The following is a 25,898-nucleotide window of genomic DNA, read 5'->3' on the forward strand; positions in this document are numbered from 1 at the left end:
CACCCCGGCGACGAACACCTGTCGCAGGGGACACAACGAACCCTTGAATTTGCTGACCCGGGCAGCCCGTCCGCGAGTCTATCGGCGGAGGTCTTACGCCTGTCAACTGTCAACAACCCTTACGGCTGAAGCATTTGACCCCAGTACTTGGGGCGAGGCAGAGTGCGCGTCAACGTGCTTGCGACTCCTGCCGCCTGCAGTCGTGCGCAGGCTGCTTCGGCCATCTCCCGGGTCAGGTATAACCCGAAGAGAGCCGAACCGGACCCGGACAGCGAAGCATGCAGGGCTGCCTCCGGAGTGCCGGAAGACGCGAGCAGGCGCTTGATTTCAGCAAGGGAAGGATGCTGGCGGAAGACCACACGTTCAAAGTCATTCGCAATCCAGCTCGTAATCCCGGTGCGGACAAGCGCGGACCCGAGTGGTCCGGCGAGGTCCCCTCCGACCGTCTTGCTATGGGGGGGGACACCGGAGGAACCTGCCTGCCGTCCTTTCGGGATGTTTCCCGCAAAGGCGCTGGCATAGGCGCGGCTCAACTCCTTTAGTTTAACGGCACTTGCCTCCTGGGTCAAACCTTCGGCGGCGCAGTGGGCGTCCCAGTCGCGGAATGCCTGGGGGGTGGAGACGCCGACGGAGGGGGTGGCGACCACGCACCAGACGGGTTCGATGTCGGGGAGGGGGTAGACTTCCTGACCGCGGTCGAGGCCGAGGATCGTGCCACCAATAAGAAACAAAGGGACATCCGAGCCGACCTGGGCGGAGATTTCGAGGCGGCGTGAGGAAGCCGTTAGCCGGTAGCCGGGTGCCGGTAGCTCGGGAGCGCCAGCCTGCGACATCTGAAGTTCGGCTTCAAGTCCAATCAACGCTGCGACAGCGTTTGCAGACCCGGCGCCCAGACCGCCCTGCACGGGAAGGTGCTTCTCGATGTGGATTTCGACTTCGGCGCTAACCCCGAAAAGCTGCAGGCCACGCTCAACCATCTTCCAGGCAGTATTGCGGCTATCCGTTGGCACTCGGCGGTCGTTCGACGTGATTCGGATCGAGGTCCGCGCGGCGTGACGGGCGGAAACCGTGACCAGGTCGTGCATTTCGAGGGTCTGGTAGACCGTGACGAGGGCGTGAAAACCGTCCGGACGCGGAGCGCCGATGTACAGTCCCAGGTTGATCTTGGCGTGCGAGCGGACGGTTGTGGGCATACCGGTTCATTGTAGAAGGGGGCCGGGCTGCGCTTTGAGGGGCCGCAGTGAATCAGGCGGCGAAAACAGGCGGCATTCGTCCAATCATCGGGCATAGAATTTGTGGCCTGGAGGCAGTGAAGAGCCAGACGGCGTGGGGGCCCCTACCCGAATCGCCGGGCGACGACGCGGAAAGGAGGAGTGATGAAACTCCCGTTTCTTCGCGGTACGATCGGGTTCTTCTTATGTGCAATGGGCTGGATAGGCTGGGCGGCGGTGTGCGCCCAGGCGCCGGCGGAGGTGCACACTGCCCCGATGGTGGAGCGCTACGGAAAGCCCTATGTGATGGTGACGATCAACGGGCGCGGGCCGTTTCGGTTCGTGATCGACACGGGCACGGGCGGCGATGCGCTGGTGACGCCGGAGTTAGCGAGCCAGTTGGGCCTGACCACCGTTGGCCAGGCGACTCTGAGCGACCCGAGCGGGCAGGGGGGCAAGAAAGTCCGTATCCTCCAGATCGATTCGCTGAATCTGGCGGGGGTTGAGTTCTCGAATATCCGCGCGGTGGAGCACACGTTTTATGCCGAGTCGGGCCAGGCGCAGGGTCTGCTGGGGTTTACCCTGTTCAAGAATTACCTGCTGACGCTGGACTTTCCCGGACGTCAGGTTACATTGGCAACCGGCTCGCTGAAGCCGGATGGCGAGAAGACGGTCCTGCCCTTCCGGCTGCAGGCAGGGGTACCGGTGGCGCGTCTGAAGGTGGACGGGCTGGAGCCGGTGGAGGCGCAGCTTGATTCCGGCGGCGGAGGCCTGGTGCTGCCGGAACAGCTTGCCGCGCGGCTGAAGTACGACGTGGCGCCGGTGGCGTTTGCGCAAGGCCAGTCCATCTGCACCAGATTTGAGATCAAGGCGGCCCGGCTGGGTAGCGACGTGAAGCTGGGGCACTACACCTTTACGCATCCGGTGATCGAGATTCACCCCGCTTTTCCGCTGGTGAACTTCGGGTCGCCACCGATGCAGATGTTCGCCATCACCTTCGACCAAAAGAGTCTGCTGGTGCGGTTTAAGGCCAGCCAGAGGCGCTTTACGCTCAACGCTCCCCCCAGCCCTCCCCGCATGACCAATGCCCCACCCAAGCAGCCGCAGCAGGCGGACCTGGTGCCCGTGGGGTAAAAGCAGTAGGGAATAGGGAGTAGGGAGTAGAAAGGCCAAGCCCCCGAAGACCGCGTTCTCCCTACTCGCTACCCTTGATAGCTACTCCCTATTCCCTGCTCTAGAGCAATCGCCTTGGGGAACAGGATGTTGTTCTCGAGGTGGATGTGCTGGTGGAGGTCCTGCTCGAACTCGCGCAGGCTGTTGTAGAAGTTGAGGAACGTGGGGCAGGCGCCGATGGGCGGTGTGTAGTCGCCGCTGAGCTTGCGGATCTCGGCCATCAGGGTCCCGGCGCTGTCGTGCTCGCTGGTCATCATGGCAATCGGATTGGAGACCGTGCCGAAGCAGCCACGGGGAGCCGGCTGGCCCTTGTCCATGGCGCGCTCAAGGCGAACGATGTGCGGGAAGAGGATCATCTCTTCCTTGCCGAGATGGCTGGAAAGTTCTTCGACGAGTTCAGCAACTTTGGCCTGGATGATGGGCAGCTCGGGCTTGGTGTCGCCGTGGCGGGCGACGACCCGGGCGGCAAGTTGCGTGAGCCGCGGGGTTTCCTGATTCACATAGGCGTGGTGGGTGTTGATGATGTAGTCGACCAGTTCGACGAGGGACCTGCCGGCCCAGTTGTCGGCCTGGGGAACGGGCTCTGCGGCGGCGCGCTCGAGGGCGGCGATTACTTCGTCGACAGCGATGCTGTTGGCCTCACAGGCCTCGGTGAGCGGCTTGCGGCCGCCGCAGCAATAGTCAATTCCGAACTTCTCAAAGACGCGAATGGTCGCGGGGTTCTCAAGGGCGATGTCGCGTACGGTCTGTGTGGCAACGGTCATTACGACCTCCTCAAGTGTCAAGGTACGCGAGGACGAAATCGGGTTCAGGGACTTTAGTCACAGGGTCCTGTGATTTCTGTTTCAGGACATGAGAGCAGGCCGGGGATATGATGGTGCACGAATAACAAGTCATTCAGCGATCATGCGGATTCCTGGGCTACTACTGCTTTTGATTGGACTCACGATTTCGGCGTGGGCTGCCGATGCATCGAATCGCGAGACCGTTTCGGTTGCGCAACTGGAGGAGATCGTCTCCAGTGCGCGCTCTGCCGATCACGAACTCGCGCGCAGGATTTCAGGGCTCGAACTCACCGAGCGGCTCAACGCGGATAGGCGCTCTCATCTGGCTGCGGCGCTACCCGGTGAACAATCGCGCGCGGCACTAACAGTGCTCGCGGACCTTTCGCAGCTCCTCGATCCACCTGCTGGCGAGATTGTTCCCACTTTCCCACCCGACGCCGCGGCGCGCGTGCAGATCTTCAACCGCGTCGTGACCTTTGTGCAGAGCGTGATGCACGGCATGCCTAATTTCTTCGCCACGCGGGAGACCTCACGGTTTGAAAGCCGCAGGCGCATTCACGAGGTTGGCAAATCGATCCTGATCCAGGACGCGCCCTTCCGGTCCACCGATCGTGCGCGAGTTACGGTGCTCTATCGCGACGGCACCGAGACCGTGGAGCAGGAAGGGCGGAAGCGGAATGGCGGGTTGAGGAGCTGGGGTGAGTTCGGCCCGTTCCTGGGTGTCATTGCAGCCGACATGCTCAAGGGGAAGGTCACGTTTCATCATTGGGAGGGCAGTCCTGGCGGAGTGCTGGCTGTCTTCGATTTCAGCGTGCCGAAAGACCAGTCAAACTATGTGGTCCGGTTCTGTTGCGCTCTCCACTTTGAGGCGGCGCATGGCACATGGAAATCGGACTACCAGTTGCAGCCTGCGTATCATGGCCGTGTCGCTATCGATCCGACATCCGGCGCCGTTCTGCGCATGGTTGTCTCCGCCGATCTGGAGCCTGCGGATGAGCTTTCGCGTGCCGACCTGGCCATCGAGTACGGTCCAGTAGAACTGGGTGGGAAGCCGTATATCTGCCCGCTGAGCAGCGTGGCCGTCACGGTTACCAAAGCGGCTGAGCAGGCGGCAGCATCGCTCTCCAATCCGGATGCGGCACCGAAAAAGTTCAACGCGATTGGAACCACGTCGCTGAATCACACGACATTTGAGGACTACCACCTCTTCCGTGGCGATCTGCGGATGGTGCCGGATCCGGATGGCCCTAGGCAGCCTTGAGGGGTGCGCCGTGGCGGCCGGCCGCGATAAGCTTCCGCCATGCACAAACGGATGGTTTGGCTTCCCCTTTTCCTTGTCACTCTTGTTGTCTTCAGTGCGATGGGCCGTGCGCAGGAGGATGCCGCGCTCGACGCGCAGTTGAAGGATTTGGCTGCAAAGCATGAAGGCAAGGTGACGCTGTTCGCGCGGGATCTGAAGACGGGTCAGACGGCGTCGCTGGATGCGGATGAGCCCGTTAAGACGGCGTCGACGATCAAGATGGGGATCCTGCTGGACGCAGCGGAGCAGATTCGCTCGGGCAAGGCAACGCTGAACGAAAAACTGGTTCTGCAACATGCGAACCAGGTGGAGGGATCGGGGGTGCTGGCGCAGCTCGATACACCGGTGGCGCTGACGCTGAAGGATGTGCTGACGCTGATGGTCGTTTTGAGCGACAACACCGCCACGAATATGGCGATCGATCGGCTGGGGCTCGACCATATCAATCACACGCTGAAGGCGGCGGGGCTGAAGCAGACATATCTGTATAAGAAGGTCTACATGCCGGCCAGCGGGCCCATGCCGGCGGATCAGTCGAAGTTCGGATTGGGCAAGACGACGGCGCGTGAGATGGCTTCGATAATGCAGCGGATCGCCGAGTGCAGGCTTGATCTGGCGGGTGGGCCGCCGGTGAATAAGGATGGGCCGATCTGCGGAGCGATCATTCACATGCTGCGCAATCAGCAGGACCGCGATGGAATTCCGCGGTATCTCGAATCGCTGGATACGAGCGAGCACGGATCGGCTATTGCGAACAAGACGGGCGCGTTGGACGCGGTTCGGAATGACGTGGCGCTCATCTCGACGAAGACCGGGCCGGTGGTGATCGCCAGCTTCACCTACGACAACAAGGATGAGCGCTGGACAGGCGATAACCAGGGAGAGCAGATGATTGGGAAGCTCGCGGAGGCGGTGGTGAAGAAGTGGTCGCCGACGGGGCTGGATGCTAACGGGTTCTCATGGGAGAACCCATTAGCAGGGAACAGGCACTAGGGATTCGTTTTGTGTTTCCGGTGTCTCAACCAGGTCTTCTTTGGTTGGGTTTCGGGTGCTGCGGGAACGGGAGCGGCCGGTGCGGTCGCATCGGCGGTACACGCCGCGGTTGATGTGGCCGAGGTGTCGTCCAGCTGGCTGAGGGCTTCGACCTCCTTCGGATTCAGGACGCGGCGGTAGACGCGCACATCGCTCACATCGCCGTTGAAGAAGACGCCGTCGTCGCGCTGCGCGCCAATGAGGATGGGTCCTTTGCTGGCGGCCCAGGGAGCGATGCCGTGGAAGACCTGGAGCTCACGGCCGTTGAGATAGATATGGAGTTCGCCAAGGGTCTGATCGAAGACGGCCGTTGTGTGGACCCACTTGTCGACGGGCAGGCCTTCGCCGTTGACGAGGTAGTCGCTCCAGCGGCCGTTGAAGGTAGTGGCGCCCCATTGCGTGTTGGGGGTGGGGCCGAAGCCGATGCGCCACTGCGATCCCCATCCCAGCGAGCTGACCTGCGAGACCCACGCGGTGTAAGAGGCAGGTGCATGCGGGCGCATCCAGGCGCTGACGCTGATTGAGCCTGCATTGGCGTAGTCGGTGCTGGCGGGGAACTCGATGTAATCGCCGTTGCCGCTGAAGCGCTGCGCGTTGTCGGGTTTGTCCGTGCGGTCAGGCGCAGAGACAGCACCGTGAATGTTCGGTTTGGCGTCAGGGTGGCAGAGGTCGGCGGGAGCGCCGGTGAGGGGCAGAGCCGCGACGAGTCCTGCATTGAGGTGGACCGCGTCGCCGTAGTTATTGGGAACAAGGCCGGGGGCATCGAGTCCGTCTGAGAAACCCGGAAGTGCGCGCAGCCGGTCGGCCTCTTCTTTCCTGCCTCGCGCTTCGAGAGCAGCGAGCAGGTTGGCGCGCTCGACAGGATCGAAGCGGAAGTCGTCTTTGTAGCCGCTCTGCAGCAGTTGCCAGGTGGACGCCAGGCTTGCGGTGTCCGGCGAGCCGACGGCATCGAGTAGCGGGCGAGCGACGGACAAGAGCGGGAGGGGTTGTGTCTCGAAGCTCGAGCCGAAGCGGCGGGCCCAGGCATGGCGGCGGCGCTGCGGTTCGGTGAGGTAGCGGGCGGGGCCGCTGTGCGCGGGTGCGTCGGCCTGGCCGATGGCCTCGAGGGCGCGATAGAAGGCGCGGAAACCGACAGAGCCGTGGACTTCGCCGGGGAAGATCTCGTAGTGGTACTCGATGTCCGGACTTGGCGCGGCTTCAAACGTCTTGGCGAAGCGCATGGCGCCCACGGAGATGTCGGCCTCCTCATCACCGCCAGCGCCGATGAAGACGTAATGCTGCCCGGCGGCGGGAGCGGCGAGCGCACGGGCGAGCAGCGCGACGAACCGGTCGTCGAGGCCGTAGCTGGGACTGAGGGCGATGTTGGCCTGGAAGACGTCAGGCCGGCGGATGAAGGCGTAGAGCGAGAACATGCCGGCGTTGGAGTGTCCGGCGAGGATGTGGTATTTGCCGATGGTGTATTCCGATGCGATGTGGGGGATGAGTTCGTCGGCGAGGAACGAGAGGAAGCGATCGGAGGGCCCCTCGGCAAACTCGGCTCCGTTGAAGCTGGGCATGAGGTCGCGGCCGCGATTGGTGTTGGCCACGCCAACAATCACAGTCGGAGGCATGAGGTTGTTGGCCATCAGGTTTTCCATGCCCACGGCTACTTTGCGGAAGTTCCACTCGCCATCGAGGACCACCAGCAGGGGCATGTTGGGGACGAGCTTCTGCGGCGCGGCGATAAGCAGGTCGCGATCTTCATTGAGGATCTTCGACGTGAGCACCTCGTGCTTGCCGACGGTGAGGTCGAAGTCGCGGGCGCTGGCAACGAGCGAGGTGCATAGAACCATGAGTGCGAGAAGGAGGGGGTTGCGGGACGACTTCATGAACGTGCTGAACCTCTCAGGAGCGTGCGTGGAATGCATTGTTGAGTGACAGGCCATGATAGAACTTTCTCGCGCGGGGTTGGGGGCTGGTAGATTCATCGGGAATGGAATCGGATACCTCTTTCGGTTGCAGGGCGGAATGAACGTGAATAAGCTTGCGGTTTTTGCTTGGGCACTGGTGATGGTTCTCGTGGTGGGACCGCGCGTCGAAACAACCGTGGAGAGCGCCGGCTCGGAGCAGGCGAAGTTCTTTCCAGTGTCAGTCTGGTACAGCGGCGGGAAGGCGCGCGCGCCTATGCTGGAGCCCGTCAATACCGGCTCGGCTGCGGCCTGGAGCGAGGATCTCCGTAAGATCAAGGGGCTCGGCTTTAACACCATACGCACGTGGGTGGAATGGAACACGGGCGAGCCGCGGGAGGGCGAATATCATCTCGAGAATCTGGACCTGCTGCTGAAATTGGCCGAGCAGGCTGGGCTGAAGGTGATGGTGCAGGTCTACGTGGATTCGGCACCCGAGTGGGTGGGCGCGAAGTATCCCGATGGGCGCTATGCGGCACAGGATGGGCAACCGATTCCCGCACAGGCGGCGCCGGGCTACTGCTTCGATCATGCAGGAGTGCGCGACGCGATTCTCAACTTCTATCGCGAGGTGGCGCGGCATGCGGAGGAGAGTCCGGCCTTCTACGGATGGGATCTGTGGAGTGAACCCGCGGCGCTGAACTGGGCGCGGGTCGGATACAAGGCGGAGCCGATGTTCTGTTACTGCCCCAGCAGCATCGCGCGCTTTCGGGCATGGCTTCAGCAGAAGTACGGCTCGCTGGATCGGCTGAACGAGGCGTGGCACCGCACTTTTACTGACTGGAGGCAGGTGGAGCCGCCGCGGTATGGAACGATTCTGACCTATGCGGATTTCATGGACTGGCGCGTGTTCTACGGCGAGAAGCTCGCCCAGGATCTGAAGGCTCGCAATGACGCGGTGAAGCAGGTGGACGCCGGCCATGTGACTATGAGCCACGCGCCCAATCCCTCGCCGCTGGTGCGGACGCTGGCCGACCCATACGATCCGACTGACGATTATCTGATGAAGGATTCGGTGGACTTGTTCGGGACCAGCTTCTATCCCAAGCTCACCGCGCAGGAGCACAACTGGACTCTGGAACGGCGTGTGCTGGCGATGGACCTGACGGCGAGCATCACCGGTGGACGCGGGTTTGTTGTGGGCGAGCTGCAAAGCGGGTATGGCATCCACGGCACTACCGTGGGCTCACCGGTGACCGCGAGCGATCTTGAGATGTGGACGTGGGGCATGGTGTCGCGCGGGGCGCGCGCTATCAATTACTACGCGTTTTATCCGATGAATGCGGGGTACGAGTCGGGCGGATACGGGATGATTAACCTGGACGGATCGCTGACGGAGCGCAGCCGCCATGCCGGCGAGATCGCGAAAGAGATCAGTGCGAATGCCGACCTCCTGCTCGATGCGAAGCCGGAGCCTGCTGAGGCCGCTGTGGTTTTCAGCCCGCTGGCGCCGCTGGTGGGCGGATACGACGAAGAAGGCAGCCGGACGGCGATGCACCAGGCCGTGGCGGGCTATCACCGGATGTTCTTCGAGCGCAATTTGCGGCTGGATGTGCTGAGCGCGCGGGAGCTGGGGCAGGATCATCTGGAGCGGTACAGGCTGGTGATCGTGCCGTATCCGCTGATGCTGACGGAGGAAGAAGCAAACGCGCTGCGCGCTTATGCGGAGGGCGGCGGGCACTTATTTGTGGAGGCGCGGCCGGGCTGGGTGGATGAACGTGGCCACGCGCAGATACGGGTTCCGGGTTTTGGATGGGACCAGATGCTGGGCCTGCGCGAAAAGCAGGTAACGCCGGGCAAGGAATTCGCTGTGAGATGGGGGACGGCAACGTTCAAGGCCATGACCTTTGCCGAGCAGTTCGAGGCAGAAGGCGCGTCGGCGCAGGCGGTTGCGACGCTTGAGGACGGCACGCCGGTAGCCTACGAGAGCAAGACGGGCAAAGGCAGCGCGATCGTGTTCGGCAGCTTCGCCGGTCACGAGAACTATCGGGAGCCTGTGAAGATGCATCCGCTGGGAGACATTCTGGCGAACTGGGCTGGGCTCTCGCGGCCGCAGCTAGACGCGCCGCCGCTGGTGGAACTGCGCGAGATGAAAGCGCCGCAGGGACGGGTGGTGTTCCTGTTCAATCACGGCGACAAGGCAGCCCGGGTGCAGTTCGCGCGGGAGCTGGAAAAACCGGCGAAGGCGGTGCGCGAGATCGCAACAGGCGCCACGGTGCCTGCCGACGGATCGCATTTGCGGATCACGGCCGAGGTGCCGCCCGGCAGCGTGGGCGTGTACCGGATCGACTACTGAGCAAAGCGAATCTCGCAGAAGGGGCGCCGCTCGCGCCCCCTTTTTCTTATGCGGAGGCGGCCCAGTTCTTTTCTTAGAAAACTGGCGGATGAACTTTTTTTCCTGCCACGCGTACCTTTCTGCATCCCCAACGGGGAATTCCTGCGGATAAGAGAGTAGACGCGAACGCAATGGCCCACGATTGGCAAGCGGATTTTGAACGGCTCGTGGACGAGCATCAATCGATGGTCTATTCGATTGCGTTGCGCATGACCGGCGATCGCGGTCTGGCCGAGGAGATTGCGCAGGACGTGTTTCTGGAACTGGACAAGAGCCTGAGCAAGATTGAGTCCGCAGAACACGCCTACTGGTGGCTGCGGCGGGTGACGATGAGCCGGGCGACGGATGCGCTGCGGCGACGTCGGGTGCGGGGCATGGATTTGTGGGTGGCGCTCGACGATCATCACGGGCAGTCAACAGAAGAGAAGGGCTCGCCGCTGGGCGCACGTCTGGAGTACCTGATGACTACGCTGCCTGAGGCGCAGCGGTCGGCATTGATCCTCCGCTACCAGGAGGACATGATGCCGGAGGAGATTGCAGCCATGCTGGACGCGCCGGTGGCCACGGTGAAGAGCAATCTGCAGCGCGGACTGAAACTGCTGCGGGCCAAGGCGACGAGCCAGTTGCGGGAGTTCATTCGCGGAGTGGGAACGGATGCCTGAGTTCGACGATTTTGAGCGGGAGCTGCAAGAGGCGCTGGAGCACCGGCCGGCTCCTCCCGGCCTGAAGCGGAAGATCATGGAGCGGCGTGCGGAACGTCACGCGCCGCGGCCGTGGTTCGCAGTCGCCAGTGCGGCCTTGTGGATGAAGCTAGCGGCAACGCTGGTGATTGTGGCGATTCTTGCCGGCGGTGGGCTGGAGTGGCGGGCGCGCAAGGTGGAAGAGCAGCGCAGGGGCGAGGCGGCTCGGCAGCAGGTTCTGACAGCATTGCGGATTACGGGCCATGCTTTGGACAAGGTGCAGGCCAAGCTGGCGGAACACGATGAGGATGGCAATTGAGCAAGCGGGGAGTGAGGACGATGAGAAAGCGTGGGATTGGCTGGGGACTGGTTGTACTGGTGCTGGGAGCGACGGGCTCAATAAGCATGGCTCGTGCGCAGGCCGCGGGAATGCCTGAGGGTTTGCCGTTGCCTCCAGCGGTGGAGAAGGAACTGGCTGCGAAGGCTGTCGATGTGACCGAGGTGACGCTGGGCAAGAACATGCTCGACTTTGCCGCGAAGTTCATGAAGGACAAGGACGATGAGCAGGCGCGCAAGCTGATCCAGGGGCTGAAGGGTATTTACGTTCGCGAGTACACCTTCGAGAAGGAAGGCGAGTACTCGATGGACCAGCTCAAGCAGCTCCGCACCTATTTCGGAGGGAGCGAGTGGTCGCCCATTGTGCACGAGATTGAGCACCACAAGGGCGGCACCACTGAGACGACTGACGTAATGATGAAGACGGTGAACGGCGAGACGCAGGGGATGTTCATTCTGTCAGCCGAGCCGAAAGAGCTGTCGATCGTGCTGATCCTCGGGCCGATTAACGCGGACGAACTGGGCGAGTTGCATGGGATCGCCGGGCTGCATGCGCTCAAGGACGTGGAAAAGAGCGTGAAGAAATCCACCAAAGACAAGGACAAGGATAAGACCAAGGACGGAGGCGCAGAATGAGACGGTTCCTGTTTGTCTTTGTATGCTTCATCGCGCTGGTGGTGCCGGTGGCTGTGCTGGCGTCGAGCGGCGAGGGCGGCTTCGACGGCGTGGTGCGATCGCTCGAATTGAAGTACCACGTGCATGCCACGCGCATTCCGTTCCTGGGATTGATCAGCTTTGTGGCGCGAAAGGCTACGCAGGACGGCGTGAGCAATCTGCACGTTGCGGAGTTTGAGCACTTCGACGTGTCGATGGACGGCGAAGAACTGAACCGCATGGTGGAGCAGAAGCTGGGCGCCGGCTGGGAACGCATGATCCGCGAGACCAAGCGCAACGGATCGGAACAGACGCTGATCTTCGTGCATCCGGAAGGCAAGCGCATGGGCATGTTCATTGTGGATGCCGACGGCAACGACCTGAACGTTGTCCAGCTCTCGGTCGATCCCGATCACCTCAACGAGAGCATCGGCAAGTACGACCATCACGACAAGGATTGGGACAACGATTCGGATTAGGCTGATTGGATTGAGGCGAGGAGGGCTTCGGTGTTTGCCGAGGCCCTTTTCTTTATGCGTTCTTTCTTGCAAAGCGCAGCGGCGTTCGTCACGATAGAGGCACTCGCTTCCAGCAGGGCATCCGGCTGGAGCGCCTTAATCCACTTCCCTTCCCGCATTTCCTAAGGACCTCGATTGCCGAACGCAACGCAAAATGCAGGTGACGCTCCCGTGGCCTCCACCTATGGATTGCAGGCGGGGGCTCTGGACCCGATGCAGACGCTGGCGCAGTCGGTCTCGGCGGTTTCGCCTACTACGGGATCGTCGCTGACGGTTCCGCTGGTCTTCGCGCTGGCGGGCAATGGCACGTGGCTCGTGTATCTGCTTGCTACGGGATCGATCTTGCTGGTGGCGTGGTGCATCAGCCGGTTCGCGCGCACCTCGGCATCGCCTGGCTCGCTCTACAGCTACGCATCCGATTCGCTGCCGCCGGTGTTCGGAGCCGCAGTCGGTTGGGGGCTGCTGCTCGCGTACGTTGCAACCGGAGCTTCAGTTGCTGGCGGCGCGATGTACTACGCGATCCTGCTGGGCGCGCAGTTTCTGCACTTATCGTTTGCGCCTGTTCCCACGCTGGCGGTGATTTGCGCTGTTGCCGGGTACATCGCGTATCGCGATATCAAACTGTCAGCCGGCGTGATGCTGTGGATTGAGTTTGTAACCCTGGCAGTTATCCTCACGGTTCTGGCAGCGTTGCTGATCCACACCGGGTTCCACATCGACGCGGATCAAGTACGGCTGAAGGGGCTGCACTTTGGCGCCATGGGGCCCGCGCTGGTGCTGGCCATCTTCACCTTCGTTGGATTTGAAAGTGCTACTACGCTGGGCGTTGAGGCGCGCCAGCCGCTGCGGACAATTCCCCGCGCAGTGCTGCAGTGCGCGGTGCTCGCGGGCATGTTCTTCATGCTGTGTTCCTACGCTGAGGTGGTGGGCTTTCGCGGACTCACCAGCAGCCTCAGCGATGCATCGAGCCCGATGAATATCCTGGCTGACCGTGCGGGGCTTCCGGCCTTCGGCCTGGTGATGGAAATTGGCGCGATGGTGAGCAACTTCGCCTGCGTGCTGGCGTGCACCACGGCAGCAGCACGCGTGCTGCTGCGCATGGCGCGATCAGGGCTGGTGCCTGAATTCATGCAGCGCACCAGCGCCCGGCGCAATTCGCCTACCGCGGCTACGGTTCTTGCTTCGCTGTTTATGTTCGTCGGAACGACCGGCATGGCTCTGTGCAACGTGACGGGCTACGAGATGTACGACCTAGCGGGCTCGCTGGCCGTCTTCGGTTTTCTCACCGCCTATGCGCTTGTCGCGGTGGCAGTTCCGTTTGCCACGCGCGAAAACGGACAGATATCGCGGCTGGCCGCAGTCATCAGCCCGGCGACGGTTCTGGTGATGGTGCTGATCACGGTGCTCGATATTCGATCAAGCGCCGACGCGGCGCATGCACGCATTCCCTATCTCTTTCTGGGATATTTGGCGGTGGGGTTCGCGATTTACTTTAGCCGGCGGCGGCAGCATCAGTGGCTGCCCGAAACTGTGGTCGAGCCGGAGTCGTAACCCCTCGCGCGAACCACGCGAGTTACGAATCAGGCAGGCTATATGCCACCATTTTTGCTGCCGGTAGCATCAAGGCAAATATGGCCACCATTGCCTGGTTGCAGACGTCGGAATACCGTGGGCGGCTCGCGCCGTCGCCGACCGGCTATCTGCATGTGGGCCATGCCCGTACGTTTTTTACCGCGTATCAGCGGGCGCGCGACGCAGGAGGCACGCTGGTGATGCGCATGGAAGACCTCGACACGGATCGCAGCAGGCCACGGTATGCCGAGGCTGCTTACGAAGATCTGCGCTGGCTGGGAATTCGCTGGCACGAGGGCCCCGACACCGGGGGGCCACACGCTCCCTACCTGCAGAGCAAGCGCATGGACATCTACCTGAAGATGTGGCGCGCGCTGTATCGCCGCGGCTATCTGTTTGCCTGCAAGTGTTCGCGCAAGGATCTCGAGGCCGCCTTGGGAGCGCCACACGAAGTGAACGTGCGCAACGGCAAGGCCGAGCCGTTGGATGATGAGCCCATTTATCCGGGAACGTGCCGGGGCAACCTGAGCTACGTACAACAACTGCCTGGAGGCCCCGACTGGGAAGGCGCGGACACACCACAGGGGTTTAATTGGCGTTTCCGCGTGCCCGATGGCGAGGTAATCGAATTCGTCGATCAGAACCTGGGACCGCAGCGCTTTGTTGCCGGCGTGGATTTCGGCGATTTCGCAGTATGGCGGCGCGATGGCACGCCGAGCTATCAGCTTGCCTGCGTGGCAGATGACGCGGCGATGCGCATCACGGAAGTGGTGCGAGGCGCCGACCTGTTGCGATCGACGGCTCGCCAGATCCTGCTCTACCGCGCTCTGGGCCTGGTGCCGCCGCAGTGGTTCCATTGCCGGCTGGTTCTCGACCAGTACGGCCGCCGTCTGGCGAAGCGCTATGACGCCCTCAGTCTGCGCACACTGCGCGCGCAGGGTCGCACGCCCATGAATATTCTGGGCGCAGAACTGCCGCTCAGCGCGTAAAAAGCAGGCATCAGGGAACAGGTATTAGGGATTAGAAAAGCGGGCTTCGTGCCGACACTTAGCGTCAACGACGCGTGCTTGCTAAGCCCCAATGCCAAATACCTCGTTATATCCAGGGCTTCGCACACGATTTATCATCCCTTTATTCCTCGCGAGCCGCGAAAGAGTGATAATGCAGCAGCACGGCTGATGCGTTATCGCGAGCTTCTCGCTGTTCTGCCCCGGTCCGCCGCGTTGATCGATTCGTCCAGGCCGTTGCCGACGAAGGAGGACCCATGCCAGCAAAGAAGCACCACCCCACTCATCCCCCGAAGCCCCACCCTCCACTGCCCCTCCCTGTCTTTCATGAGCCGGTCTTTAACGAGGATCAGCAGATCGTTGTACCGCCGCAGTTCCTCACACCGCATCCTTCTGACGGGAAGCTCTACGCCAGCCTGGGAAATCTGCTGAGCACGCAGACGACGCAGTTCGACAAGTCGCGCGTGGCCGATGGCGAAATGCTCGAGCTTGCAGCAGCATATGGCGATCACGGACCGGAACTGATCCAGCAGATTCAGCAGGCTAAGCAGATCGTTTTTCACGCGCTGGGGGATTCGGGAGCGATCACGGCGGGCGTCAAGTACCAGAATGAGCTGAACGTGACGGAGCAGCTTTCAGCGGATTGTCACACGTCAGACGCCACGAATCACCCGGCGTTTCTCTATCATCTGGGCGATGTGGTCTACGACTTTGGCGAAGAGCAGTATTACTACGATCAGTTCTACGATGCTTTCCGGAACTATCCGTGTCCCATCTTCGCCATCCCCGGCAATCACGACTCGTTCATCACAACGGGGACTGCGCCTGAGAACGAGCCGCTCAAGATCTTCGAACGGAATTTCTGCTCGCCTGATTGGGTGATTACGCCGGAAGCACGCTCGCTGCACCGCACGGCGATGATCCAGCCCGGCGTGTACTTCACGCTGGACGCGCCTTTCGTGCGCATCATCGGCCTGTTCTCCAATGCACTTGAGGATCCGGGCGTCATCTCCAGCGAGAATGGCAAGTGGTCGCGCGTGCCCGATTATCAACTCAGTTATTTGAAGGCGCAGTTGGCGGCCATCAAGCACCAGAAGTACGCGGGAGCCGTGCTGTTGGCCGTACATCATCCGCCGTTCAGCTATGCGCCGCCAACCACCGGCGCGGGAACCGGGGGCAATCATGGCGGCAGCCCCCACATGCTGGCGCAGATCGACACGATTTGCAAGCAGGCTGGCGTTTATCCGCACGCGATTCTCTCAGCGCACGCGCACAACTACCAGCGCTACACGCGCACTGTGAAGATGAACGGCGCCGCTTACGATGTTCCGTTTGTGGTCTGCGGAGACGGCGGCCACCACGTGAATCCGCTGACCCACGCCGCGAAGGGCAAACCTTCCCAGGAGCCGGCGTTCGGAGCGGATGTCTCCTATCTCGACCGGAAGCCGGTCATTCCAACTGGCGGGCTCATCCTCGAGAAGTACGATGATTCGTCGTATGGATATTTGCGGATCACGGTTGACGCACAGCAACTTCGCATCGGCTATCAGCAGGTGGGCAAGGCGAGCCTCGCGCAGTCGCGCTTCGACTTGGTGACCGTTGATATAGCCAGTCACACGATGGTGTCGAATTGAGGGCTGCACCTGTCCGTGTCCTGAGGCAGGTGCAGCTTAAGGCTTACACGACCGTCGGGTTGCGCTCGGTGAAGTTGCGCTGCCACCAATAGGGATACACGGGCGTGAGGGCGCTGGCTGTATCGAGCTTTGCGACCTGCTCAGCGGTCAGGTTCCAGCCGACGGCAGCGAGGTTTTGCTTGAGTTGCTCCTCGTTGCGCGCGCCGAGGATCACAGATGAAATGGTCGGCCGCTGCAGCAACCAGTTCAGCGCGACCTGTGGCACGGTCTTGCCGGTCTCCGCGGCAATGGCGTCGAGAGCGTCGACGACGTTGTAGACGTGCTCGTCGCTCACCGGCGGTCCGATAGCGGCGGTCTTGGGCAGGCGACTCTGCTCGGGCGCAGGCTGCCCGCGGCGGATTTTGCCGGTAAGGCGTCCCCAACCGAGGGGACTCCAGACCAGGGCGCCAATGCGTTCTTCCACGCCCAGCGGCATCAGCTCCCACTCGTAGTCGCGCCCCACCAGCGAGTAGTAGACCTGGTGCGCCGCAAAGCGCGGCCATCCGTGCTTGTCGGCCACTGCGAGGGACTTCATCAACTGCCAGCCGGTGAAGTTCGAGCAGGCGCTGTAGCGGATTTTGCCTTCGCGGATCAGCGTATCGAGCGTCTGCTGCACCTCTTCGATCGGCGTGAGCGCGTCGAATCCGTGTAGATGGAAGATGTCGATGTAGTCGGTGTCGAGCCGCCGGAGTGAGTCCTCCACGGCGCGACGCAGGTGGAAACGCGAGGAGCCCATGTCGTTGGGCCCGGACCCCGTGGGGAAGAATGCCTTGGTGGAGATCAGGACTTGGTCGCGGCGACCCTTGAGGGCGGCCGCCAGGACCTCTTCGCTACGGCCATCGGAGTAACCATTGGCGGTGTCGAAAAGATTGATGCCGGCATCGATGCATAGATCGACGAGGCGCCGCGCCTCGTCCACTTCGGTTTTGCCCCATGCGGCGAAGAACTCGTTGGTGCCGCCAAATGTGGCGGCACCGAAGCTGAGCGCGGACACCTTAAGCCCGGTTCCGGGAAGCAGTCGATATTCCATTGCTCTAGGATGCCGCAAACCGCTCAGCGTTGCAGCTATCGAGTGGGCACAGTGTTGGTGTGGAAGAGGCGGCGGTTGATGTCGGGCCAGAATTCCTTCGCCACCATCGAGGCTCCGTCGATACCGATGTCGAGGGCCCAGGCGGTGCCGACGTTCTCAAATGTGCGGCTGCTGGCGGGATAGTAGGCGGTCGAGATGGCTGCGGAGGAGCCAGCGCCGAGCACTTCGCTGACATTGAATTGCTCCTTCGCGTGGTCTGACCGCGTGACCACCGACCGGCTCAGCGCGTATCCCGTTCGCTTCAGAAGGCCGCCGTGGCCGAGAGTGTAGTAGCGCGTGTCCTGGTGCGCGATGGCGGGGACTACGAAGCCCACCATGTAGTTCTCGATGGTCTGGTCGACGGCAGCACGCCACAGGTACTGACCGTAGCCATCGGCGCCGTGGCCGAGTTCCGGGTAGGCATCGGTCCCGAGGTTATAGCCGGCGAGCGCCGCGGGAATGAAGATCGACGAGTAATCGAACGAGTCGTCCGTGGCCGTCAGGAACTTCTCCTTCGGGGTCTGGGCGGGCAGCACGTCAGTGCTCGAGACAGCGCGGAAGTTGGGAATGATGCCGAGGATGCGCTTGGTCTGCATCACCTTCGCGTTCTCAGACGCGGTCTTCGGATCGGGCTCGCTCTTTGTCGCGTTGGGAGCGTTTTTGATCTGAGGTTCGGGACCATCGGGGAGAGCGGAAGACGAGGCATGCTGCTGGGCGCCGGCCGCGCATACGCATGCCAGCGCGATGACCGACAGAGACAAGCCGCGAGCAATCAGCGATTTGCGCGGATGAGGACGAAAAGACGAGCGCGACGGAAAGAGGTCGGGCAAGGAGTGCATGAGTCGGGGAGTTGAGCTCATAGGGTATAGGACCGCAAAGATCGGTTCCGTTTACTGGTTGTACTGAAGATGGACAGAACTTCACTGGGCCGGTTGTTGGTTGGATGCCGATACAGCGCCGGGGATGCGGCGGATTGCGAGGATTCCGTCAAGGCCGCCATTTAAACTGAAGAGTTATGTCGACATTGAAAGCTGTGCGCGGAACCCGCGACCTTTTGCCGCCCGAAACCGCGCTCTGGAATCGCATTGAAGCGACTGCCCGCCGAGTTTTCGAGCGGTACAACTTCGGCGAGATCCGCACCCCAGTCTTCGAAGACACGGCGCTGTTTGCCCGCGGCGTGGGCGAGGAAACCGACATTGTCTCCAAGGAGATGTACACCTGGGAGGACCGTGCCCGCGCGGCCAGCGAAAAGACGCAGTCTCTCACGCTGCGCCCCGAAAACACCGCCGGCGTGGTCCGCGCATACATTGAGCACAAGCTGGGTGAGACGGGCCAGTTGCAGAAGCTCTATTACATTGGGCCGCAGTTCCGGCGCGAGCGGCCGCAGAAGGGACGCTACCGCCAGTTCTCGCAGATTGGCGCCGAGGTCATCGGGCCGCCATCGGCAGGCAGCGAGTCGCCCCTGCGGGATGCCGAAGTGCTGGAGATGCTGGCCACGCTGCTCGATGAATTGGGCATCACCGGCTGGACGCTGCACCTGAACTCCGTCGGTTCCTCGGCGGACCGCGCGCGCTACAACGAGGTGCTTCGTGCGGCATTGGCGGACGTAGCGCCGAAGATGTGCGGGGATTGCCAAAGGCGTGCTGTCACAAATCCACTGCGCGTGCTTGACTGCAAGGTGCCCGAGGATCAGCCGATTATCGAGGCGCTGCCCAAGATCGACTCGGTTCTGGGTGAGGACTCAAAGGCGCATTTCGCCGCGGTTCTGGCCGCACTGGATACCGCTGGCGTGCCGTATGAGCGCAATCTGCGTTTGGTGCGCGGGCTCGACTACTACACGCGAACCACGTTTGAGTTCACCCACGGCGGCCTGGGCGCGCAGAATGCGCTGCTCGGCGGTGGGCGTTACGACGGCCTCAGCGAAGCGATCGGCGGGCCTAAGGCGCCGGGCATCGGCTTCGCCATGGGCGAGGACCGCCTGGTGCTGACCTTGCAGGCCATCGAAGAGGCCAAGGCCGTCAAGGGAGACGCCTACATCGCTCCGCTGGGTGAGTCGATGAATCCCGCGGCCCTGAAGCTGGCGCGCGAACTCCGCCGTGAAGGCCTTAAGGTCGAGCTCGGCGACGGCAGCTTCAGGCTGAAGAAATCGTTTGAAGCGGCCGATAAGGTGGCGCGCAGAATCGTCATCCTGGGTGAGGATGAGCTCGCGTCCGGTATCCTGACAGTGAAGGAGTTTGCCTCCGGAACCCAGACCAAAGTTCCGCGCGCGGAGCTGGTTGACGTTCTGTCGAAGTGATTCCCCGTCCTGTCGTGAAGGTCTGATAGCGAGGCTGCCAGCCTTGGAAGCAGGTCCTCCCCCTTCGTTGCACTCAGGGTCAGGATGACAAGTTTTTGGATGAACAGTTAAGGAAGGTTTTCGTGCTCGACTTTTTAGGCAATCTGGAACGGACCCACATGTGCGGCGAATTGCGCGCCGCGGATGCAGGTAAACCGGTCGTCGTCATGGGCTGGGTTAATCGCCGCCGCGACCATGGCAACCTCATCTTCCTCGATCTGCGCGACCGCTCCGGCATTTGCCAGGTGGTGCTCGACAAGGAGTTGACGCCGGAAGGGCATGCCAAGGGCGAAGCAGTCCGTCCCGAGTATGTGGTTGCCGCAGTCGGCAAGGTTCGCCTGCGCAGCGCTGACGCCATCAACCCCAAGATGGAAACAGGCGAGATCGAGATCGAAGCCACCGAGCTGCGCGTCCTCAACGACACGCGCCTCGCCCCGTTCTCGCCCGCTGACGACGCCATCCAGAACGAAGAGGTTCGGCTCAAGTATCGCTACGTCGACCTGCGCCGCCTGGAGATGCAGCGCAACTTCCGCCTGCGGCATGACATTACGCGCGCGATTCGGGAGAGCATGAGCTCGCAGGGATTCCTCGAAGTCGAAACGCCCATCCTCTGCAAGTCCACGCCTGAGGGCGCGCGCGATTTCCTTGTGCCCAGCCGCGTGCATCCGGGCGAGTTCTACGCGTTGCCGCAGTCGCCGCAGATCTTCAAGCAGATCCTGATGATCTCGGGTTTCGACCGTTACTTCCAGATCGCACGTTGCTTTCGCGATGAAGATCTCCGTGCGGACCGCCAGCTTGAGTTCACGCAGGTCGATCTCGAAATGAGCTTCCCGCGCCAGGAGCACGTCTTCGCGGTGGTCGAGAACTTCCTGTCCGCGGCATTCGCGGCTGCCGGAGTAGCACTGCCAACGCCCTTCCCCAAGATCACCTACGACGAATCGATGCAGCGCTTCGGGTCAGACAAGCCGGACATGCGTCTGCCCGAGATGGCCGACGTGCGCGCAGCGTTCACGGACGAGGTGCTGGATAAGTTAAAGATCGATCCGGCACTGCCGGTGGTGGCGTTCCGCATTCCCAGCGTCGGCGAACTGAGCCGCAAGGAGCGCGAAGACAACTGGCCCATGTTCGACAAGAACAAGGGCGCCAAGTTCATCGACGATTTTAAGCGGCTGTCGAGAGATTTGCCCGAGACCGCCGCGAAGGTGCGCGAGCTTGCCGGCGCGTCTGAGGCCGACTTCGTCATCATTGTGGCCGGCGATCCGGCGCACCACATCAAGGCCAGCGACACCAAGTTCGAAGGCCGCTTGAGCGAGCGGGAGATCAACGTCTATGCCGCAGCCGGCAATTTCCGCACCGAGCTCGCCAAGAAGTATGCTGACCGCCATAAGGCGTTTGAAGTCACAGAAGAAGTCGTGCGTAGCGCCGATCCCCAAAAATCGAAATCGACCGGAAAGCTCGTTGACGGATCCAAGGCGTTCCATCCAATGTGGATCGTCGACTTCCCCATGTTCGAGTACGACGTGGCTACCGGGCACTGGGTGCCAGCGCACCATCCGTTCACCGCGCCGCACGAGCACGACATGCCGAACCTCGAAAGCGATCCGGCCAGTGTGCGCGCCAACTGCTATGACCTTGCGATGAATGGGCTCGAACTCGGCTCCGGCTCCATCCGTATCCATCGCAAAGACGTGCAGCAGGTCATCTTTAAATCGCTCGGCATCAGCGAAGAGGAAGCTCGTCAGCGGTTCGGCTTCTTCCTCGACGCGCTTGAGTATGGCACGCCTCCGCATGGCGGCATTGCGCTGGGGCTCGACCGCATCGTGATGCTACTGGCCGGCGCAGCGAATCTCCGCGAAGTAATCACGTTCCCGAAGACCGCGAAGGCCATCGACTTGATGGCCGACGCGCCAACGACGGTGACCGACCAGCAGATGAAGGAACTGCACCTGCGCGTGCAGTTGAAGAGCTAGAAATCGCCTATCGAGCGAAAGCCCACGCATCACAGCGTGGGCTTTTGCTTGTTGACCTCTGTTTGTCTTTTGCGAAAGGCTAAACTCCCTTCGCAGCTATCCGTAGTAGGCTGCTCCTACGCGATCCCTCCATTTGAGGAACACTTCGCGCAAGTCATCTTTCTTGCCTCTCACCTTGGGCATTTGGTGAACGAACACGTCGGTTACGCCGGGATCGAATACGCCTCCCGTGATTCCATCTTCGCGAAAAACGAGCAACGGCTTGCCCAGCGAATAGAGGATGCCGGCCTCGAGATGATTCCAGGAAGACGGAAAGCATGCGGAGCCATCCAATGGCTTCTCACCTTTGGTGCCAGGCTTCCAGACGCCGGCCGTAGCCGTGAACTGGTTGAATCCCAGGATCACGCCACCTGAGCAATGGCGCGCGATGACTAGGACCTCACGAAGCGGCAAATCGGAAGGGTAGTCGGAGCGCCCCAGGGCTCGCGGCTCAAGATTGAGCGAGTCGAGAATATCGATGACGATTGTTCGCCGTGACTCTTGCTCACGACTGAGGGAAGTGGGACATGAGACGAATACCGGGATTCGCATCTCGATATCTCCGCAATTGGCGTTCCTGGATTGGTTGAGAGTATCCCACACCCTGCTGATCGCGCGATACAGTTGAATTGCTCAACGCGTGACTCGGCCGCGAACATGAGTTTGGTAGAGCGTGCCGCCCGGGTGTATGTTCCTTCTAATGCACTGGACCGCTCCTGAAGATCGCCGCAAGCTGGGCCAGGCCCGCCGTAAGCAGGTTGGCCGTCAGGCACACTGCACCCTCAACTGCAAATCGCGCCGCACGTCGGCCTGGCAGCTTCTTCAGCACGCAGCCAAGGGACGCGTTCCCAAGCTAGTCAAGCTGAAGTGGGAACTCATGGCGGAGTCGCCGCTGGGCTACTTTCGTGGCGCGGTGCCCGTGATGGCGGCCGATCTCGCCGTGCTGCCCAACACCGGTATCCTCACGCAGATCTGCGGCGACGCCCACATCCGCAACGTCGGGGCCTTTGCCGCGCCCGACGGACGCCTGGTCTTCGACATCAACGACTTCGATGAAACCATCTGCGGCCCGTTTGAGTGGGACCTGAAGCGCATGGCCGCCTCGCTCGTCCTTGCCGGCCGTGCCGCCGGCCAGAAGAAGAGCTCCGGACGCGATGCTGCGATCCAGTGCATCACGCATTATGCCGCGCTTATGCGCATTCTTGCAAAGATGCCGGCGCTCGAAATGAGCCGCTTCCAGGTGCATCGCATCGGCACCCTGCAGCCCATTCACACTGCCCTGTTGAAAGCAGAGCGCGCCACGCCCCTGCATACACTTGAGGTGCTTACCGAGCCCGCGCGTGACGAAACCGATGCACCGCGCCGCTTCAAAGAAGAGCCCCTCCACTTATGGCGCATCACCGGCCGCGAGAGGGACGAGGTGCTTGCTGCGCTCGGACCTTATCGCGCCATGCTCGAGCCGCAGAGGCAGCATCTGCTCTCGCTGTATCGCCCCATGGACGTCGCGTTCAAGGTTGTCGGCACCGGCTCCGTGGGCCTGCGCGACTACTGCGTTTACTTCGAGGGCAACGGACCCGGCGATCCGTTGTTCCTGCAGATCAAAGAGGAGCCCGCCTCCGGCTACGCGGCGTATCTCCCTGATGCGCATCCGCCACACCAGAATGGTCAGCGCGTGGCCGAGGGACAGCGTTCGATGCAAGTGCAGTCGGATCCATTCCTCGGGTGGACCCACATGGGCGCGCGCGACTACCTTGTCCGGCAGCTCAACGACCATAAATCCTCCGTAGAACTGGAAGATCTTGCGGGCGACGGCCTGGCTGCCTTTGCGCAGGTCTGCGGTGAACTGCTTGCCCGCAGCCACGCGCGCGCTGGAGACCCTTTGGCTATCTCCGGTTACCTTGGCGGCGGTGCGGGATTCGCAGAGGCGCTGGCGGAGTTCGGTGAAGCCTACGCAGACCAGACCGAGAAGGATTGGCAGGAACTGCGTCACGCCACGGGCCATACCAATAGCCCTTCACGCGCGGCGGCGCGGAAAAAATCCCCGCAAGCAAAATAGCGAGCGTGCGCGACGGATTAAAGTACCTGGTTTGACGTGGCGACGGGATCCGGCGAAGAGGCGTTCACCGCAACTTCCTGCACTCTCGGCTTCGCAATAGGCGACTGCGTATGCGGCAAGCTGCTCTTGATTGGGGGACAAGCCGAGGCGCGTCTCTTCTGCCTCGGCCGGAATAAGGCCGCAATGGCATCGCCCAGCGAAATGGGGTGCCGCAGAACGAACGGGTTATGAGAACGGTCTCCCATACCAGCAATGTAAGGTGCAAATGTTGCTCCAGTGTGAATGCCGTTCCGCATTGCGTAAATCCTCATCAGGAACTCATAAGGCTCTCGCCAGAAACCGGCGCTGCGTTGCTTCCCTCACGTGCGGCATGTTTCACTTGAGCGCGAAACCGGAGTGACCGAATGTCCTACGTTCTTGCTCTCGATCAGGGCACCACCAGCTCTCGCGCCATCCTCTTCGACCAGGCTGGGAACATCGCAGCCGTTGCGCAAAAGGAATTTCAGCAGTTCTATCCGCAGGCGGGCTGGGTGGAGCACGATCCCATGGAGATCCTCACCAGCCAGATGACTTGTGCCGTCGAAGTACTGGGCAAAGTCGGCGCACGCCCGCGTGACGTAGCCGCGATCGGCATCACCAACCAACGCGAGACTGTCATCGTATGGGAGCGCGAAACCGGCCACCCTATCCATCCCGCTATCGTGTGGCAGGACCGCCGGACGGCGGGTTTCTGCAGTGAACTCGAGCAGAGCGGCGCCGGTGACAACATCTCCAACCGCAGCGGCCTGGTCATCGATCCCTATTTCTCCGCGACCAAAATCCGCTGGATACTCGATAACGTCCCCGGCGCGCGCGCGCGTGCGGAGCGCGGCGAGTTAGCCTTCGGCACGGTTGACTCGTGGCTCGTGTGGCATCTGACCAGCGGACACCGCCACGTGACAGACGTGACCAACGCCTCGCGTACGCTCCTGTTCAATGTGGTCGAGGGCCGCTGGGATCCCGAGTTGCTCCGCATCTTCGGCATCCCTGAAAGCATGCTGCCTGATGTAGCGTGGTCGAGCGAGCGCGTGGGCGAGGTGACGACCACTCTCGGCCTTGGCGGCATTTCGATCGCGGGAATTGCGGGCGATCAGCAGGCCGCGCTCTTCGGCCAGCTCTGCTGGAATCCGGGCGACGCCAAGAACACTTATGGCACCGGCTGCTTTCTTCTACAGAACATCGGCACGAATTTCATGCGCTCGAAGTACAAGCTCATTACCACAATCGCCGCCAGCGCGCAGCATCGGCTTGAGTACGCATTCGAAGGCTCCGTTTTCATTGGTGGCGCGGTAGTGCAGTGGCTTCGAGACAACCTGCGGATCATTGGGTCGTCCGCCGAAGTTGGCGCGCTTGCCGCCGGCGAGAAAGATGCGGGCGGACTCATCTTCGTTCCCGCATTCGTTGGACTGGGCGCGCCTCACTGGGATCCTCACGCGAGCGGGCTGCTCATCGGTCTTCGTCGTGACACGCGACCCGGCCACATTGCCCGCGCCGCTCTCGAGAGCATCGCCTTCCAGGTGGCCGACGTCCTCGAGGCAATGGACAGCGAGACGCCCCAACCGCTCGCGGCCCTGCGCGTGGACGGTGGCGCAGCCGTCAACGATCTGCTCATGCAGTTCCAGGCTGACGTGCTCGGCGTGCCCGTGGTCCGTCCGCAGGTCACCGAGACAACCGCGCTGGGAGCAGCTTATCTGGCAGGGCTTGCCGTCGGGTTCTGGCACAGCCCTGAGGATCTGCGCTCCAGCCGCAAGGCCGACACACGTTTTGAACCGAAGATGGATCGGGCTGAGGCTACTCGGCTGAGGGCGCGTTGGCATCAGGCCGTGGAGCGTTCCAAGAATTGGGCCGAATGATGGATCATAGAGACAGACGGGAGGTCGTCATGTCATCAGAATGCAGCCACGTTAAGGACCATGTAAAACCTGTGCATCCTCATAGCCGCGGCTGCGAAGAGTGCCTCAAGCTCGGCGATACATGGGTCCATCTTCGGATGTGCCTTGAGTGCGGTCACGTCGGTTGTTGCGATTCGTCGAAGAACACGCACGCGCGCAAGCACTTCCACTCCAGCCACCACCCCATCATCCAGTCCGCTGAGCGCGGCGAAGACTGGCGCTGGTGCTACGTCGACGAAGTGTATCTCTAGAATCAAAAGAGAAACAGCGAAAGAG

At 61.8% G+C, this 25,898-nt stretch carries 23 protein-coding genes; 16 read left to right on the forward strand and 7 right to left on the reverse strand.

Going from position 1 to position 25,898, the window contains the following annotated elements; all coding sequences use genetic code 11:
- Positions 1-119 precede the first annotated feature (119 nt).
- Positions 120-1,193 carry a 4-(cytidine 5'-diphospho)-2-C-methyl-D-erythritol kinase gene (locus MOP44_RS03680; RefSeq protein WP_260794555.1) on the reverse strand — a complete coding sequence of 358 codons (1,074 nt, stop codon included), beginning with the start codon at positions 1,191-1,193 and terminating at the stop codon, positions 120-122.
- A gap of 183 nt (positions 1,194-1,376) precedes the next feature.
- On the opposite strand from MOP44_RS03680, the gene MOP44_RS03685 reads away from it, so the two are divergent.
- Entirely contained in the window at positions 1,377-2,345 is a 969-nt protein-coding gene (locus MOP44_RS03685; protein WP_260794556.1) for a retroviral-like aspartic protease family protein, read from the forward strand.
- 68 nt (positions 2,346-2,413) lie between these two features.
- Here MOP44_RS03685 and ric read toward each other — a convergent pair whose 3' ends face one another.
- Entirely contained in the window at positions 2,414-3,148 is a 735-nt protein-coding gene (ric, locus tag MOP44_RS03690) for an iron-sulfur cluster repair di-iron protein (RefSeq protein ID WP_260794557.1), read from the reverse strand.
- Positions 3,149-3,317: 169 nt separating this feature from the next.
- On the opposite strand from ric, the gene MOP44_RS03695 reads away from it, so the two are divergent.
- Together MOP44_RS03695 and MOP44_RS03700 are read left to right on the forward strand one after the other, a co-directional pair.
- Complete coding sequence (locus MOP44_RS03695; protein WP_260794558.1) at positions 3,318-4,430, forward strand: hypothetical protein; 1,113 nt, start codon at positions 3,318-3,320, stop codon at positions 4,428-4,430.
- Between the two features lie 39 nt (positions 4,431-4,469).
- Positions 4,470-5,462 (forward strand): serine hydrolase, encoded by a 993-nt coding sequence (locus MOP44_RS03700; RefSeq protein ID WP_260794559.1) that lies wholly within the window; start codon positions 4,470-4,472, stop codon positions 5,460-5,462.
- On the opposite strand, the gene MOP44_RS03705 is transcribed toward MOP44_RS03700, so the two are convergent.
- Positions 5,459-7,369 (reverse strand): LamG-like jellyroll fold domain-containing protein, encoded by a 1,911-nt coding sequence (locus tag MOP44_RS03705; RefSeq protein ID WP_260794560.1) that lies wholly within the window; start codon positions 7,367-7,369, stop codon positions 5,459-5,461. The two genes, MOP44_RS03700 and MOP44_RS03705, sit on opposite strands and share 4 nt — an antisense overlap.
- A 139-nt stretch (positions 7,370-7,508) precedes the next feature.
- Here MOP44_RS03705 and MOP44_RS03710 point away from each other — a divergent pair, with 139 nt between their 5' ends.
- From MOP44_RS03710 to MOP44_RS03745, 8 genes are all read left to right on the forward strand, one after another.
- Positions 7,509-9,743 carry a beta-galactosidase gene (locus MOP44_RS03710; protein ID WP_260794562.1) on the forward strand — a complete coding sequence of 745 codons (2,235 nt, stop codon included), beginning with the start codon at positions 7,509-7,511 and terminating at the stop codon, positions 9,741-9,743.
- A 170-nt stretch (positions 9,744-9,913) separates the two neighbouring features.
- Positions 9,914-10,444 (forward strand): RNA polymerase sigma factor, encoded by a 531-nt coding sequence (locus MOP44_RS03715; protein ID WP_260794563.1) that lies wholly within the window; start codon positions 9,914-9,916, stop codon positions 10,442-10,444.
- Positions 10,437-10,781, forward strand: a complete 345-nt coding sequence (locus MOP44_RS03720; protein ID WP_260794564.1) for a hypothetical protein — start codon at positions 10,437-10,439, stop codon at positions 10,779-10,781. Before MOP44_RS03715 ends, MOP44_RS03720 begins: the two co-directional genes overlap by 8 nt.
- Positions 10,782-10,801: 20 nt before the next feature.
- Complete coding sequence (locus MOP44_RS03725) at positions 10,802-11,434, forward strand: DUF4252 domain-containing protein (protein ID WP_260794565.1); 633 nt, start codon at positions 10,802-10,804, stop codon at positions 11,432-11,434.
- Positions 11,431-11,931, forward strand: a complete 501-nt coding sequence (locus tag MOP44_RS03730; protein WP_260794566.1) for a hypothetical protein — start codon at positions 11,431-11,433, stop codon at positions 11,929-11,931. The genes MOP44_RS03725 and MOP44_RS03730 overlap by 4 nt, the downstream gene beginning before the upstream one ends.
- A 210-nt stretch (positions 11,932-12,141) precedes the next feature.
- Positions 12,142-13,521, forward strand: coding sequence for an APC family permease (locus tag MOP44_RS03735; protein WP_260794567.1), 1,380 nt, complete (start codon positions 12,142-12,144; stop codon positions 13,519-13,521).
- Between the two features lie 80 nt (positions 13,522-13,601).
- Positions 13,602-14,531 carry a glutamate--tRNA ligase family protein gene (locus tag MOP44_RS03740; protein WP_260794569.1) on the forward strand — a complete coding sequence of 310 codons (930 nt, stop codon included), beginning with the start codon at positions 13,602-13,604 and terminating at the stop codon, positions 14,529-14,531.
- 275 nt (positions 14,532-14,806) lie between these two features.
- Complete coding sequence (locus MOP44_RS03745) at positions 14,807-16,183, forward strand: metallophosphoesterase family protein (RefSeq protein ID WP_260794570.1); 1,377 nt, start codon at positions 14,807-14,809, stop codon at positions 16,181-16,183.
- A gap of 43 nt (positions 16,184-16,226) precedes the next feature.
- Here MOP44_RS03745 and MOP44_RS03750 read toward each other — a convergent pair whose 3' ends face one another.
- The gene (locus tag MOP44_RS03750) at positions 16,227-17,252 is read right to left on the reverse strand and encodes an aldo/keto reductase (protein ID WP_260794571.1); all 1,026 of its coding nucleotides are present in this window, start codon (positions 17,250-17,252) and stop codon (positions 16,227-16,229) included.
- A 35-nt stretch (positions 17,253-17,287) separates the two neighbouring features.
- The gene (locus MOP44_RS03755) at positions 17,288-18,130 is read right to left on the reverse strand and encodes a hypothetical protein (protein ID WP_260794572.1); all 843 of its coding nucleotides are present in this window, start codon (positions 18,128-18,130) and stop codon (positions 17,288-17,290) included.
- 176 nt (positions 18,131-18,306) lie between these two features.
- On the opposite strand from MOP44_RS03755, the gene hisS reads away from it, so the two are divergent.
- On the forward strand, positions 18,307-19,587 hold the full coding sequence (gene hisS / locus MOP44_RS03760) for a histidine--tRNA ligase (protein ID WP_260794573.1): 1,281 nt from the start codon (positions 18,307-18,309) through the stop codon (positions 19,585-19,587).
- A 158-nt stretch (positions 19,588-19,745) separates the two neighbouring features.
- Positions 19,746-21,596 carry an aspartate--tRNA ligase gene (gene aspS / locus MOP44_RS03765; RefSeq protein WP_449290011.1) on the forward strand — a complete coding sequence of 617 codons (1,851 nt, stop codon included), beginning with the start codon at positions 19,746-19,748 and terminating at the stop codon, positions 21,594-21,596.
- A 96-nt stretch (positions 21,597-21,692) separates the two neighbouring features.
- On the opposite strand, the gene MOP44_RS03770 is transcribed toward aspS, so the two are convergent.
- Positions 21,693-22,187, reverse strand: coding sequence for a hypothetical protein (locus tag MOP44_RS03770; protein WP_260794576.1), 495 nt, complete (start codon positions 22,185-22,187; stop codon positions 21,693-21,695).
- 148 nt (positions 22,188-22,335) lie between these two features.
- On the opposite strand from MOP44_RS03770, the gene MOP44_RS03775 reads away from it, so the two are divergent.
- Entirely contained in the window at positions 22,336-23,691 is a 1,356-nt protein-coding gene (locus MOP44_RS03775; protein ID WP_260794577.1) for a DUF2252 domain-containing protein, read from the forward strand.
- A 17-nt stretch (positions 23,692-23,708) separates the two neighbouring features.
- Here MOP44_RS03775 and MOP44_RS03780 read toward each other — a convergent pair whose 3' ends face one another.
- Positions 23,709-23,936, reverse strand: coding sequence for a hypothetical protein (locus tag MOP44_RS03780; protein WP_260794578.1), 228 nt, complete (start codon positions 23,934-23,936; stop codon positions 23,709-23,711).
- A 159-nt stretch (positions 23,937-24,095) separates the two neighbouring features.
- Here MOP44_RS03780 and glpK point away from each other — a divergent pair, with 159 nt between their 5' ends.
- Positions 24,096-25,583 carry a glycerol kinase GlpK gene (gene glpK, locus MOP44_RS03785; RefSeq protein WP_260794579.1) on the forward strand — a complete coding sequence of 496 codons (1,488 nt, stop codon included), beginning with the start codon at positions 24,096-24,098 and terminating at the stop codon, positions 25,581-25,583.
- Positions 25,584-25,612: 29 nt separating this feature from the next.
- Positions 25,613-25,873, forward strand: coding sequence for a UBP-type zinc finger domain-containing protein (locus tag MOP44_RS03790; RefSeq protein ID WP_260794580.1), 261 nt, complete (start codon positions 25,613-25,615; stop codon positions 25,871-25,873).
- Positions 25,874-25,898: the final 25 nt, after the last annotated feature.

This window comes from Occallatibacter riparius (assembly GCF_025264625.1).
In the GTDB taxonomy this organism is placed as follows: domain Bacteria; phylum Acidobacteriota; class Terriglobia; order Terriglobales; family Acidobacteriaceae; genus Telmatobacter; species Telmatobacter riparius.